12 protein-coding genes are annotated in these 13,102 nt (G+C 68.0%); 9 read left to right on the top strand and 3 right to left on the bottom strand.

Annotated elements, in window-relative coordinates:
- The first annotated feature begins 10 nt into the window (after nt 1-10).
- The 8 genes from AC07SQ_RS29730 to AC07SQ_RS29695 all read left to right on the top strand — a co-directional run bounded on the left by AC07SQ_RS29730 (nt 11) and on the right by AC07SQ_RS29695 (nt 8,719).
- The gene (locus AC07SQ_RS29730) at nt 11-1,423 is read left to right on the top strand and encodes a sodium:proton antiporter (protein ID WP_159272588.1); all 1,413 of its coding nucleotides are present in this window, start codon (nt 11-13) and stop codon (nt 1,421-1,423) included.
- Between the two features lie 34 nt (nt 1,424-1,457).
- A complete protein-coding gene (locus AC07SQ_RS29725) occupies nt 1,458-2,450 on the top strand; it encodes a 2-hydroxyacid dehydrogenase (RefSeq protein WP_495273380.1) in 993 nt (330 codons plus the stop codon).
- A gap of 42 nt (nt 2,451-2,492) precedes the next feature.
- Entirely contained in the window at nt 2,493-3,863 is a 1,371-nt protein-coding gene (locus AC07SQ_RS29720; RefSeq protein WP_495273426.1) for a DNA recombination protein RmuC, read from the top strand.
- The gene (locus AC07SQ_RS29715) at nt 3,860-5,023 is read left to right on the top strand and encodes an MFS transporter (protein ID WP_495273381.1); all 1,164 of its coding nucleotides are present in this window, start codon (nt 3,860-3,862) and stop codon (nt 5,021-5,023) included. Before AC07SQ_RS29720 ends, AC07SQ_RS29715 begins: the two co-directional genes overlap by 4 nt.
- 20 nt (nt 5,024-5,043) lie before the next feature.
- Nucleotides 5,044-5,772, top strand: a complete 729-nt coding sequence (locus AC07SQ_RS29710; RefSeq protein WP_495273382.1) for a hypothetical protein — start codon at nt 5,044-5,046, stop codon at nt 5,770-5,772.
- Between the two features lie 214 nt (nt 5,773-5,986).
- Nucleotides 5,987-7,525 carry an MFS transporter gene (locus AC07SQ_RS29705; RefSeq protein WP_495273383.1) on the top strand — a complete coding sequence of 513 codons (1,539 nt, stop codon included), beginning with the start codon at nt 5,987-5,989 and terminating at the stop codon, nt 7,523-7,525.
- Nucleotides 7,526-7,607: 82 nt separating this feature from the next.
- Entirely contained in the window at nt 7,608-8,066 is a 459-nt protein-coding gene (locus AC07SQ_RS29700; protein ID WP_095950973.1) for a hypothetical protein, read from the top strand.
- 2 nt (nt 8,067-8,068) lie between these two features.
- Complete coding sequence (locus AC07SQ_RS29695) at nt 8,069-8,719, top strand: TetR/AcrR family transcriptional regulator (protein WP_095744618.1); 651 nt, start codon at nt 8,069-8,071, stop codon at nt 8,717-8,719.
- Nucleotides 8,720-8,728: 9 nt separating this feature from the next.
- Here the strand turns inward: AC07SQ_RS29695 and AC07SQ_RS29690 are convergent, their stop codons facing one another.
- From AC07SQ_RS29690 to earP, 3 genes are all read right to left on the bottom strand, one after another.
- Nucleotides 8,729-9,592, bottom strand: a complete 864-nt coding sequence (locus tag AC07SQ_RS29690; protein ID WP_062479095.1) for an LOG family protein — start codon at nt 9,590-9,592, stop codon at nt 8,729-8,731.
- A gap of 122 nt (nt 9,593-9,714) precedes the next feature.
- Nucleotides 9,715-10,269: an elongation factor P gene (efp, locus tag AC07SQ_RS29685; protein ID WP_062479082.1), complete on the bottom strand. Its 555-nt coding sequence runs from the start codon at nt 10,267-10,269 to the stop codon at nt 9,715-9,717.
- Nucleotides 10,270-10,422: 153 nt separating this feature from the next.
- A complete protein-coding gene (gene earP, locus AC07SQ_RS29680; protein WP_495273384.1) occupies nt 10,423-11,523 on the bottom strand; it encodes an elongation factor P maturation arginine rhamnosyltransferase EarP in 1,101 nt (366 codons plus the stop codon).
- 103 nt (nt 11,524-11,626) lie between these two features.
- Between earP and AC07SQ_RS29675 the strand changes: the two genes are divergently transcribed.
- Entirely contained in the window at nt 11,627-13,075 is a 1,449-nt protein-coding gene (locus tag AC07SQ_RS29675; RefSeq protein WP_495273385.1) for a M20/M25/M40 family metallo-hydrolase, read from the top strand.
- Nucleotides 13,076-13,102: the final 27 nt, after the last annotated feature.

Genomic DNA, 13,102 nt, shown 5'->3' with positions numbered 1-13,102 from the left:
TACAGCCCCCATGAAGAAAACGATCCGACTGACGGCAGCCGCGGCGCTGCCGATGCTCTTTCCCGCCCTGGCCTTCGCCGCCGATTTCGACGGTGCGGCGCTCTCGCCGTTGTGGGGCGTGCCGTTCGCCGGCATCCTGCTGTCCATCGCGTTGCTGCCGCTGGCCACGCCCGCGTTCTGGCACCACCACTACGGCAAGATTTCCGCCGCCTGGGCGCTGGCCTTCCTGCTGCCTTTTGCCGCGACCTACGGCGCGGGGCTGGCGGGCGTGCAGCTGGTGCATGCGCTGGTGGCCGAGTACATCCCGTTCATCATCCTGCTCACGGCGCTGTTCACCGTGGCGGGGGGCATCCACATCCGCGGCAACCTGCACGGCACGCCCGGGCTCAACACGGCGATCCTGGCCATCGGCGCGGTGCTCGCGAGCTTCATGGGGACGACGGGCGCCTCGATGCTGCTGATCCGGCCGCTGATCCGGGCCAACGACAACCGGCAGCGCAAGGTGCACGTGATCGTGTTCTTCATCTTCATCGTGTCGAACGCGGGCGGCTCGCTCACGCCGCTGGGCGATCCGCCGCTGTTCCTCGGCTTCCTCAAGGGCGTGGGCTTCTTCTGGACCGCGCAGCACATCCTGCCCGAGACCATCTTCATCCTGGCCGTGCTGCTGGCGCTGTTCTATGCCATCGACCGCCACTTCTACCGCAAGGACGGCGTGCTGCCCGTCGACCCGACGCCCGACACCCCGCGCCTGGGCTTCGACGGTGCGGCCAATTTCTGGCTCTTGGGCGGCATCGTCGCGCTGGTGCTGCTGAGCGGCTTCTGGAAATCGCCCGTGGTGTTCGACGTGTTCGGCACCGAGGTCGGCCTGCCGGGCCTGGTGCGCGACGTAGGACTGGCGCTGATCGCCGTCGTCTCGTACAAGCTCACGGCGCCCAAGGTGCACGCCGACAACCAGTTCGAGTGGGGCCCGATGGCCGAGGTGGCCAAGCTCTTCGCCGGCATCTTCCTGACCATCATCCCGGTGATCGCCATGCTCAAGGCCGGCACGCAGGGCCCGTTCGGCGCCATCGTGGCGGCCGTGACGCGCGCCGACGGCCAGCCCGACCCGGCCATGTACTTCTGGGCCACCGGCATCCTGAGCTCGTTCCTGGACAACGCGCCGACCTACCTCGTGTTCTTCAACACGGCGGGCGGCGACCCGGCGGCGCTCATGACCACCTATGCCAGCACGCTGGCCGCCATCTCGGCGGGCGCCGTGTTCATGGGCGCCAACACCTACATCGGCAACGCGCCGAACCTGATGGTCAAGGCCATCGCCGAAAGCCGCGGCGTGCGCATGCCCAGCTTCTTCGGCTACATGGCGTGGTCGGGGGCGATCCTGGTCCCGCTGTTCGTCCTGTGCACCTTCATCTTCTTCCGTTGATCCTTCCAGCCCTTCAAAGAAAGAGACACGTTCCATGAGCAGCAGCAAGCCCAAGATCCTGGTCGCGCGCGCGGTGTTCCCCGAAACCCTCGCGCGCCTCGCGCAGCATTTCGAGGTCGAGTCGAACCAGGCCGACGAGACCTGGGGCAAGGACCAGCTGATCGCGAAGCTGCAAGGCAAGCAGGGCGCCTTCACCACCGGCAGCGAGCGCATCGATGCCGCCGTGCTCGACGCCTGCCCCGAGCTGAAGATCTGCGCCAACATGGCCGTGGGCTACAACAACTTCGACGTCGACGCCATGGCCGCGCGCGGCGTGCTGGGCACCAACGCGCCCGACGTGCTGACCGAGACCACGGCCGACTTCGGCTTCGCGCTGCTCATGGCCACCGCGCGCCGCATCACCGAGAGCGAACACTTCCTGCGCGCGGGCAAATGGGAAAAGTGGAGCTACGACATGTTCGCCGGCTCCGACATCCACGGCTCGACGCTCGGCATCATCGGCATGGGCCGCATCGGGCAGGGCATCGCCAGGCGCGGCGCGCACGGCTTCGGCATGAACGTGATTTATCACAACCGCTCGCGCCTCGACGCCGCGCTCGAAGCCGAATGCAAGGCCCGCTATGTCGGCAAGGAAGAGCTGCTCAAGACCGCCGACCACGTCGTGCTGGTCGTGCCGTACTCGCCAGCCTCGCACCACACCATCGGCGCGGCCGAGATCGCGCTCATGAAGCCGACCGCCACGCTGGTCAACATCGCGCGCGGCGGCATCGTCGACGACGCGGCACTGGCCGTGGCGCTGCGCGAGAAGCGCATCGCCGCCGCCGGCCTCGACGTGTTCGAGGGCGAGCCCAAGGTCCATCCCGACCTGCTCACCGTGCCCAACGTGGTGCTCACGCCGCACATCGCCAGCGCCACCGTGCCCACGCGCCGCGCCATGGCCGACCTGGCGGCCGACAACCTCATCGCCTGGGGCAGCGGCAAGGGGCCCTTGACCCCTGTCACGCCGGTGCCGGCGGCCACGAAGTAACCCGAAACCTGACCGCGAGCGCGACACGCCCCCACCTTGGAACTGACGGATCTGATTCTTCTCGCACTGACCGCATTCGCCGTGGTGCAGCTGGTGCTGGTCATCTGGCTGCTGGCCCGCCGGCCACCCCCACCTGACCACAGCGAAATGCTGGGCGTGCTCGCCGCCATGGGCCGCGCCAACGAACGCACCGAGCGCGAGCTGCGCCACGAGATCGGCGAGGGCTCGCGCGGTGCACGCCAGGAAACCGCGCAGGCCTTCGCCACCTTCCAGCAGTCGCTGGTGCAGCAGGGCGCCGAGGCCACGCGCACGCAGAACGCGCAGCTCGACGCCTTCGCGCTGCAGCTCGCGTCGCTGCAGAAGACCCTGGCCGACACGCTGAACACCCAGCTGCAGGGCCTGAGCGAATCGAACGCGCGGCGCCTTTCCGAGGTGCGCACGACCATGGAAACCCAGCTCGCCCAGCTGCAGCAGAGCAACACCGCCAAGCTCGACGAGATGCGCAAGACCGTCGACGAAAAACTGCAGAGCACGCTCGAAGCGCGCCTGGGCGAAAGCTTCAAGCAGGTGGCCGACCGGCTCGAGCAGGTGCACAAGGGCCTGGGCGAGATGCAGACGCTGGCCGTCGGCGTGGGCAGCCTGCAGCGCGTGCTGACCAACGTGAAGACGCGCGGCGTGTTCGGCGAGGTGCAGCTCGAGGCGCTGCTCGAGCAGGTGCTCACGCCCGAGCAGTACGCGCGCCAGGTCGAGACCAAGCCGCGCAGCGGCCAGCGCGTCGACTTCGCGATCCGCTTTCCGGGGCGCGGCGACGACGGCGCGCCGGTGTGGCTGCCGATCGACGCCAAGTTCCCGCGCGACGACTACGAACGCCTCATCGACGCCCACGAGCGCGCCGATGCCGCCGGCGCCGAGGCCGCGGCCAAGGCGCTCGAGACACGCATCCGCGTCGAGGCCAAGTCGATCGCCGAGAACTACCTCGCGGCGCCGCACACCACCGATTTCGCGATCCTGTTCCTGCCGGTCGAAAGCCTCTACGCCGAGGTGCTGCGCCGCCCCGGACTGATGGATGCGATCCAGCGCCAGCACCGCGTGACGCTGGCCGGCCCGACCACCTTGCTCGCCATGCTCAACAGCCTGCACATGGGCTTTCGCACGCTGGCGCTGGAGCGCCAGGCCTCCGAGGTCTGGAAGGTGCTGGGCGCGGTCAAGACCGAGTTCGAGCGCTACGGCGAATGGGTGGCGCGCATCAAGGAACAGGTGGCCAAGGCTTCCGACACCATCGACAAGGCCGACACGCGTGCCAAGCAGATGCGCCTGGCGCTGCGCAAGGTCGAGGCCTTGCCCGAGGCGCAGTCGCAGGCGCTGCTGCCGCCCACGGCCGACACTGACAGCGAGGGCGACGACACCCCGTGAAAGGTTCTGAACTGCTGCGCGTCATCGTGGCGCAGGTCTGTTTGCACGCCACGATGGCGGGCATGCGGCTCGCCACCCCGCTGCTCGCGCTGCAGCAAGGCTACAGCGCAGCGGCCGTCGGCCTGCTGATCGCGCTGTTCGCGCTGACCCAGGTGTTTCTTGCATTGCCGGCCGGGCGCTTCGCCGACCGGCACGGGCTCAAGCGGCCGCTGTGGCTGTCGGTGATTGCGGCCTCGGGCGGGGCAGGGCTGGCGCTGATTTTTCCGGTGTTCCCCGTCATGTGCATCGCCGCGCTGCTGACTGGCGGTGCCACCGGCGCGACCGTCATCGCGCTGCAGCGGCACGTGGGTCGCTCGGCCACCGACCCGACGCAACTCAAGCGCGTGTTCAGCTGGCTGGCCATCGCGCCGGCGGCGGCGAATTTCGTCGGGCCCTTCCTGGCCGGGATGCTGATCGACCACGCCGGCCGTGCGCCGGCCGACCTGCTGGCCTTTCGCATTTGCTTCGCCGTGATGGCCTTCCTGCCGCTGCTGTGCTGGCTGCTGGCGCGCGGCGCGCACGAGCCGCCGCGGGTGGCGCCGGTGCCGGGCGCCGCGCCCACGCGCGCCTGGGACCTGCTGCGCGAGCCGATGTTCCGCCGCCTGCTGTTCGTGAACTGGCTGCAGTCGTCGAGCTGGGACGTGCACGCCTTCGTGCTGCCGGTGCTGGGCCACGACAGGGGCATCAGCGCCTCGGTGATCGGCTCCATCCTCGGCGCCTTCGCGATCGCCGCGGCAGTCATCCGCATCGTGTTGCCGCTGATCGCGTCGCGTGCGTCGGAGCGCAGCGTGATCCTGAGCTCGACCGTCGTCACTGCGGCCGTGTTCGCCATCTACCCGCTGCTGAATTCGCCGTGGACCATGGGCATCTGCTCCGTGATCCTCGGCTTCGCGCTCGGCGCAGTGCAACCGATGGTGATGAGCATGCTGCACCAGATCACGCCGCATGCGCGGCACGGTGAAGCACTCGGATTGCGGCTCATGACCATCAACGCATCGAGCGTCGCGATGCCGATGCTGTTCGGCTCGCTCGGCGCGCTGATCGGCATTGCCGGCGTGTTCTGGGTGGTGGGCGGCGTGCTGGCGCTGGGCGCCAAGGCGACCTGGGGATTGAAGCTGTGACGGCTCATCAAGGAAGTTCAATGACACAGTCGATCCGCTGGAAAAACTGCTACGGCGACATCATCGCCGCCAAGTTCGGCGCGACTGCGCAGTGCTTGCTCGACGAGGTCATTGAGCCCGGGTTCGACGTCCTGGAGGCTCGGGTTGCAGCATTGAACGAATCTGAGGATCAGTTTCTCGCCGTGTTTGCCATGCAGGATCATGATCTGCTGTATCACGCCACATCGCAGGGCTACTGCCTTGCGATCCAGTCTCTATGGGAAAGGCAACTCCGGACCTACTTGAAGGAGTGTGCGACCGTGTTGAGAGTGCGCGGCGCAGCCGAGCGAGCGAAAGTGCCGACATGGGGCAATGTGGAGGCGTTGTTTGAAGAACTTCGCGGCGTTCCGCTTACTGCTTTCGCAGAGTACTCGGATCTCTCAATGCTTCATCTGCTGGGCAACGTGTGCCGCCACGGCGAGGGGCCCTCATTGGAGCGGCTGTGGAAGTCGCACCCTGAGCTTTGGGAGCCTCCTCATCCATCGGAGTTGCTGCCTAGGCTGCCGGGCGATCAGCAATCCAATCCGGTGCGCGGCAGCCCGGCAATCGACCGCGCTCTACTTCGGAGGCTGGTGACCGCGGTCGCTTCGTTCTGGGAGGAAACGGACTGCCTATACATGGAGAGCTTGAGCACCAATGTCCCCAGCGCGTTGAAGAGACGAGAAGAGTTAAGGGCGCTTCGCGATGGCCGTCGCGCGAAGACGGCCTAAGCTGAAGAGAGGCCTCCCGCTTCGTAATTCTTTTGCTCATACCGCAACTGCCTGGGGCCTGATTTATCGCAGTATCCCGACCGCATTTATCGCGGTCGCTTCAGACAGCGGTTTGAATCCCACGTTGCAAATAACAGTAATTCTCATTTGATTGACAAAATACTGACTCAAAGTCAGTATCGACGCCTTCTTCGTTCCTGACCCGAAGGCGTCCATGGACTCCCATTCCCCGTCGGCGGCTGCCGATCCGCGCCGCCGCCTAGCCCTGGTGGCGGCGGTCTACCTCGGCAGCTTCATTGCCACGCTCGATGTGAGCATCGTCAACGTGGCGCTGCCCACGCTGCAGCGCGCGCTCGCCACCGACCTGGCCGGGCTGCAGTGGGTGATCGACATCTATGCGCTGTGCCTGTCGGCCTTCATGCTGTCGGCCGGCCCGATCGGCGACCGCTACGGCCGCAAGCGCGCCTGGCTGGCCGGCGTGGTGGTCTTCACCGTGGGCTCGGCGATGTGCGCGATGGCGTCGGGGCTGCCGATGCTGCTCGCGGGTCGCGCGGTGCAGGGCGTGGCTGGCGCGCTGATGATTCCGGGCGCGCTGTCGCTGCTGGCGCATGCCTTCCCCGAGCCGGCGAGCCGCGCGCGGGTGATCGGCGGCTGGTCGTCGTTCACGGCGCTGTCGTTGATCCTCGGGCCGATGCTCGGCGGGTTGCTGGTGGACCACGCGGGCTGGCAGAGCATCTTCCTCATCAACCTGCCGATCGGCGTACTGACCGTGGCGCTGGGCATGTGGGGCCTGCGCGAGTCCTCGCACCCCGAGCACGCGGCGCTCGATCCGGCCGGGCAGGTGCTCAGCGTGCTCTGGTTGGGCGCGCTGACCTACGGGCTCATTGCCGCGGGCGAACACGGCTGGGGCTCGCGCCACGCGGTGGTCGCGCTCGTCGCGGCGGGTGTCGGGCTGGCGCTGTTCCTGGCGGTGGAGGCGCGCGTGGAACGGCCGCTGCTCCCGCTCGCGCTGTTCCGCGACGCGCGCTTTTCGGTCACCAACTTCGCTTCGTTCGTGCTGGGCTTCTCGACCTACGCCAGCCTGTTTTTCTTCTCGCTGTTCCTGCAGCAGGTGCAGGGCTGGTCGGCCAGCGAGACCGGCTGGCGGCTGGTGCCGCAGTTCGTGGCGACCGGCCTCGTGGCCTCGCAGTTCGGCCGGCTGGCGCGCCGCTTCGAGGTGCACACGCTGATGGTCGCGGGTTACGGGCTGATCGGCGTGGCGATGCTGCTGCTGACGTTCTTCTCGGCCGACACGCCCTACCTGCCGCTGGCGCTGCTCTTCGTGGCGCTGGGGGCGGGCGCGGGCCTGGCCGTACCGGCCACGAGCACGGCGGTGATGGCCTCGGTGCCCGCGCAGCGCTCGGGCATGGCCTCGGCCACTATGAACGCGCTGCGCCAGGGAGGCATGCTGATCGGCATCGCGCTGCTCGGCACGCTGATGCGCACGCGCGCCACCGCGCTGATGGCCGAATCGCTCGCGCGTGCCGGCGTGCCCGACGCACCGCAGGCGGCCGTGGCGGCGGTGTCCCGCCACGACCTCGGCGCGCTGGCCGCGCTCGACCCCGGCATGGCGCAGCGGCTCCTGAGCGATGCGCTCGCGGGCGGCTTCCATGCCGCGATGGCTTGTGCCGGCGTGGCCGGCCTGGTGGCGGCGGGGCTGCTGCTGCGCGTCAGGCCGCGGGCCGCCGCGCTTGCAGCCGCCACGCGCGCCTGAGCCGTTCACCATGCCCGCAGTCCGCATTCCCTTCCTGCGCCGCAGTGCCCGGCGCCTTCCGGTTATCTACAAGGAGTCTTTCATGATCCGTCACGAACTCAGTCAATGGCCGCTGGTCATCAGCGTGTCCGCAGGCCTGCAGACGCTGGAAAGCCTGCAGGCCTTCACCGAGGACTGGAACCGCTGGCTCGACCGCGGCGAGCCCTTTGTCTCGCTGCGCGTGTTCGCGGACGCCGACGCGCTGGTGCATCCCGAGGGCAGCGCCCAGAGTGCGAAGCAGTGGCTGCAGGCGCGCGGCGCCGACATCCGCCGCCATATGATGGGCATGGCGAGCGTGGTGCCCGCCGACCAGTTCGAGAAGATCAGCAAGATGAACGTCGAAAAACTCTTCGGCATTCCCGCCAGCACCTTCGCCCGCACCGACGAGGCCCTGGCCTGGCTGCGCGAGCGCGTGCTGGCCCCGCGCGGCCTGCGTCTCGATGCCGCGGCGGTGCACGCCGCCATCGACACGGCACGCGCCGGTGCCATGGCCGGTTCTTGAGCATGACAAGCAGCAGCCCCGACGACGTTCCCGCCACCGCCGCACGCCGCCGCACCAAGGCGCCGCAGACCCGCGCCGTCGCACTGATGGACGCCGCCGAGCAGCTGTTCATCGCCAAGGGCATCCCCGCCACCAGCATCGACGACATCGCCGCCGGCGCGCAGGTGGCCAAGGGCACTTTCTACCTGTACTTTCCGTCGAAGGAGGCGCTGCTCGGCGCGCTGCAGCAGCGCTTCGTCGACACCTTCTGCGCCCGCCTGCAGGAGGCGATGGACCGCCACGCGCCGGGCAAGTACCGGGCGCGGCTCAAGGCCTGGGTGGAAGCGGGGCTGGAGACCTACCTGGACAACGTCGCGCTGCACGACGTGGTGTTCCACGAGTACCGGCCCGAGGACCGGCGCATGCGCAACGACAACGTCGTCATCACGCAGCTGGTCACCCTGCTGAAGCAGGGCGACGCCGCGGGCGTGTGGGAGGTCGAGGACGCGACGCTGACGGCCGTGATCCTCTTCAATGCGCTGCACGGCGTGGCCGACGATGCCGTGGCCATGGGGCCGCACGCGAACCCCGTGGCCGACCGCCGCCGCCGCGCCCGCGCGCTCACGCGCTTCTTCGAGCAGGCCCTGCGGCCCGACGACAGCGACGACGCCTGACTGGGGTGGTCAGAGCTTGTAGAAACGCTTGATCGCTTCCCAGGCGTCTTCGGGCGCGTCGACGTATTCGAAGAGCTTCACGTCGCCGGGCGAGATCACGCCTTCGTCGACCAGGAAGTCGAAGTCGATCAGCTTCTTCCAGTAGTCCGAGCCGAAGAGCACGATCGGCACCGGCTTCGACTTCTTGGTCTGCACCAGCGTGATCACCTCGAACAGCTCGTCGAGCGTGCCGAAGCCGCCCGGGAACGCCACCAGCGCCTTCGCACGCATCATGAAATGCATCTTGCGGATCGCGAAGTAGTGGAACTTGAAGCTCAGCGCCGGCGTGACGTAGGGGTTGGCTTCTTCTTCCATCGGCAGCGCGATGGCCAGGCCGACCGAGAGGCCGCCGGCTTCGTGCGCGCCGCGGTTGGCCGCCTGCATGATGCCGGGGCCGCCGCCAGTGCACACGAAGAGCTTGTCCTGCGGTTCCTTCTTCTCGCTGTACTGCGCGACCAGCTTGCCGAAGGTGCGCGCCTTCTCGTAGTAGTGCGAGTTGCGCGAGAGCCGGCGCCAGCGCTCGGCCAGGGCCGTGTCGCCGGCCGCCTCGGCCTGCGCGACCAGCGCGGCGGCTTCGTCTTCGCTGCGGAAACGCGCGCTGCCGAAGACCACCACCGTGTTCTCGATGCCGTGGGCGCGCTGCTCGAGGTCGGGCTTCATCAGCTCGAGCTGCATGCGGATGCCGCGCGTTTCGCGGCGCAGCAGGAATTCGGGGTCGGCAAAGGCCAGGCGCGAGGGATCGGGATCGAGGGGCAGGCCCCGGTCGGAATGGGACTGCAGCGTGGCCCAGGCATCGGCCAGGCGCTTGTCGTGAATGTTGTGCGTGTTGTTCATGAAACGGTCGTCGAACGGAATTGGCTTGGCATTGTGCGCCGATGCAACCCGCGTGCCCGCCAACGAAAAAGGCTCCTTGCGGAGCCTTCGTCGTGGTGGTGGTCAGCCGGGTGCAGACGCGCTCAGACGCGCTTGCGGTATTCGCCGGTGCGGGTGTCGATTTCGATCTTGTCGCCTTGCGACACGAACAGCGGCACGCCGACTTCGAAGCCGGTGGCGATCTTGGCGGGCTTCATGACCTTGCCCGAGGTGTCGCCCTTGACGGCCGGCTCGGTCCAGGTGATTTCGCGCTCGACGCTGGTGGGCAGTTCGACCGAGATGGCCTTGCCGTCGTAGAACACCACTTCGACGGCCATGCCGTCTTCGAGGTAGTTCAGGGCGTCGCCCATGTTCTCGGCTTCGACTTCGTACTGGTTGTACTCGGCGTCCATACAGACGTACATCGGGTCGGCGAAGTAGGAGTAGGTGCACTCCTTCTTGTCCAGCACGATCTGGTCGATCTTGTCGTCGGCCTTGAAGACCACTTCGGTGTTGAAGTTGGCGATCAGGCTCTTCATCTTCATGCGCACGGTGGCGCTGTTGCGGCCGCCGCGGCTGTATTCGGTCTTGAGGACGACCATCGGGTCCTTGCCGTGCATGATGACGTTGCCGGCGCGGATTTCTTGAGCGATTTTCATATCAGGTTCTCTGGATGTTGGCCGCTCGGTGCGCGGGGCCCTCGGCGCTGCATGCCGTCGTATCTGGCCCCGCCGTACATGTCCCGCGGCAGGTTTGGCGAAAGGCCTCCCCGACCGTGGCGGCCAGGGCTGAATTCCGCAAAGCCCGCTATTTTAGCTTTTTCCGGCGACCAGCTGCCGCAACTGGGCCAGCAGATCGTCCTGCGCGAGCAGCCTGCCGCGCGCCGCATGGGCGGTTTCGCGCCAGGCGTCCAGCGGGCCGGGCGCGGGCAGGGGCGCGTCGCCGAAGCCGTTCCAGGCGTGGTGAAAAAGCCGCAGCGCGGGCGGGGCGTCGAGCCAGTCGAGCCAGGCGTTGAGCTTGACGTGGTGCGCGTCGTCGTCCTGCGGGTAGATCTGCCAGACCAGTGGCGCGCCGGCCCAGAGGGCGCGCACCAGCGAGTCTTCGCCGCGCACGAAATTGAGGTCGCAGGCCCACAGCAAGTGGTCGAAATCCGCCTGGCTGAGGTAGGGGAGATATGAAATTGATAGCGAACTCCGGCCGCCCGGTGGGCGATCGGGCGCGTCGGTGTTCGCAAGGTAGGCCTGCACCGCATGCGCGGCCCGGCCTGCGGTGACCAGCAAGCGCGTGGGCACGGGGTCGGCGGCCAGCTGGGCGAGCAGTGCGGCCAGCGCGGGCGGCTCATAACAGAAGAGCGACACCAGGCGCTCGCCTTCCTGCCAGGGAATCTGCTGCGCCTGCAGCCAGCGGGCGCGGTCGAAGCGCGCCTGGCGCGCCATCAGGTCGGGCTCGCGCAGCAGGCCGCCGGTCGCGGGCGTGAAGCCCGGGTAGAAGAAACGTTTCGTCAGCCCGGCGCCTGGGCCCTTGAACACGGGTGAGGGTAGCCGGTGCAGTTTCTCGACATAGGGCTCGGCCGACAGGTACTCGAGGTTGATCCAGGCCTGTGCGTGGCCCGGGGCCTGCGCGAAGAGCGCGATGAGTTCCGGCTCCGGGTCGCAACCGAAGGCCTCGACCAGCACCTCAGGCGCTGGGTCGGCGACGGCGCGGCGCACGGCTTCGGCGTCGGACCAGTCGATCACCTGCACGCCGTCGCAGCCGGCCGGCGCCATCCAGTTCAGTGCCGTCGGGTCGTCGACCCACAGCCGCGCGCGCTCGCCCGCCGCCGCCAACTGGCAGGCCAGGCGCCAGCAGACGCCCAGGTCGCCGTGGTTGTCGATGACCTTGCAGAAGATGTCCCATTGCATGCGCGTGCCCATGGTCGCGAGTGTGCCTGTCTTCGCGGTCGCTCAGGCGCGGGCGAAAACGCGGCCCGCTTGCTATGCTGCCCTCGCCACAACAACCATCGGAGAGAGCCAGACCATGAGGATGCAGACCCGTCGCCGTTCGTCGTTTTCTTCTTCGCCCTTGAGCAGTGCCAAACGCGGCGTGCTCGCGCTCTCGCTGGCCCTGGCCGGCATCGCCGGCGCCCAGGCCCAGACCGCGCCGCTCACCGCGCAGCAGCAGCGCTTTCGCGAGATCTACAAGGAACTGATCGAGATCAACACCACCCACTCGGTGGGCGACAACACGGTCGCGGCGCGGGCCATGGAAAAACGGCTGGTCGACGCGGGCTTCGCGCCCGGCGACATCCAGATCTTCGAGCCCTTCCCGAAGAAGGGGAACCTGGTGCTGCGTTTCAAGGGCGACGGCAGCAAGAAGCCGCTGCTGCTGCTGGCCCACATCGACGTGGTCGAGGCCCGCCGCGAAGACTGGAAGACCGACCCCTTCAAGCTGCAGGAAACCGGCGGCTACTTCACGGCGCGCGGCGCCATCGACGACAAGGCCATGGCCGCGGCGCTGGTCTCCGTGCTGGGGCAGCTCAAGCAGGAAGGCTTCAAGCCCAAACGCGACATCATCCTGGCGCTCACCGCTGACGAGGAGCGCGGCGACGCGCTGAGCAACGGCGCCTTCTGGCTCATCAACAACAAGCCCGAGCTGCTGCAGGCCGAGTTCGGCATCAACGAGGGCGGCGGCGGCGAGCTGCGCGGCGGCAAGCCGAACCTGCACCGCATGCAGGTGGCCGAGAAGATGTACACCACCTACATGCTCGAGGCCCGCGACGTCGGCGGGCACAGCTCGGTGCCGACCAAGACCAACCCGATCTACGCGCTCTCGGCCGGCCTGGAGCGCCTGGGCAACTACGCCTTCCCGATCAAGCTCGCGGACGTCACCAAGACCTACTTCGCGCGCAGCGCCCCGTTTGCCACCGGCCAGCTGGCCGACGACATGCGCGCCATCGGCAGCGGCAACCCCGACGCCGGCGTGCTCGAGCGCATGACGGCCAACCCGGCCTACAACGCGCAGCTGCGCACCACCTGCGTGGCGACGATGGTGCAGGCCGGCCATGCCGAGAACGCGCTGCCGCAATCGGCCAAGGCCACGGTCAACTGCCGCATCCTGCCGCACGACGATCCGGAGGAGGTCGAGCGCCTGCTGACCCAGGCCGTGGGCAACGACAAGATCGTGGTGCGCAACATGGCCAAGCCGCTGCGCAGCCCGGCCTCGCCGCTGAACGGCGATCTCGTGAAGACGGTCGAGACGCTCACGCAGCAGATGTGGCCCGGCGTGCCCGTGGTGCCCGCCATGAGCACCGGCGCCACCGACAGCCGCTTCCTGCGCAACGCCGGCATCCCGATGTACGGCGTGACCGGCATGTTCCTGGAGCCGGCCGATGCGCGTGCGCACGGGCTGGACGAGCGCATCGAGATCCAGCGCCTGTACGACGGGCGCGAGTTCCTGTATCGGCTGGTGTCGGAAGTCGCGAAGTAAACAGGCGGGTGATCAGGCAAGGGGGCT

This window comes from Variovorax sp. GW821-FHT06D12 (assembly GCF_059419205.1).
This window is presented reverse-complemented; position numbering and strand designations above follow the sequence as displayed.

Excerpts from the sequence above, each read along its gene's own strand:
- AC07SQ_RS29705 (WP_495273383.1), top strand. The coding sequence starts at position 5,987 with ATGGACTCCCATTCCCCGTCGGCGGCTGCCGATCCGCGCCGCCGCCTA.
- AC07SQ_RS29710 (WP_495273382.1), top strand. The coding sequence starts at position 5,044 with ATGACACAGTCGATCCGCTGGAAAAACTGCTACGGCGACATCATCGCC.
- earP (WP_495273384.1), bottom strand. The coding sequence starts at position 11,523 with ATGGGCACGCGCATGCAATGGGACATCTTCTGCAAGGTCATCGACAAC.
- AC07SQ_RS29675 (WP_495273385.1), top strand. The coding sequence starts at position 11,627 with ATGAGGATGCAGACCCGTCGCCGTTCGTCGTTTTCTTCTTCGCCCTTG.
- AC07SQ_RS29695 (WP_095744618.1), top strand. The coding sequence starts at position 8,069 with ATGACAAGCAGCAGCCCCGACGACGTTCCCGCCACCGCCGCACGCCGC.
- AC07SQ_RS29690 (WP_062479095.1), bottom strand. The coding sequence starts at position 9,592 with ATGAACAACACGCACAACATTCACGACAAGCGCCTGGCCGATGCCTGG.
- efp (WP_062479082.1), bottom strand. The coding sequence starts at position 10,269 with ATGAAAATCGCTCAAGAAATCCGCGCCGGCAACGTCATCATGCACGGC.
- AC07SQ_RS29700 (WP_095950973.1), top strand. The coding sequence starts at position 7,608 with ATGATCCGTCACGAACTCAGTCAATGGCCGCTGGTCATCAGCGTGTCC.
- AC07SQ_RS29730 (WP_159272588.1), top strand. The coding sequence starts at position 11 with ATGAAGAAAACGATCCGACTGACGGCAGCCGCGGCGCTGCCGATGCTC.
- AC07SQ_RS29725 (WP_495273380.1), top strand. The coding sequence starts at position 1,458 with ATGAGCAGCAGCAAGCCCAAGATCCTGGTCGCGCGCGCGGTGTTCCCC.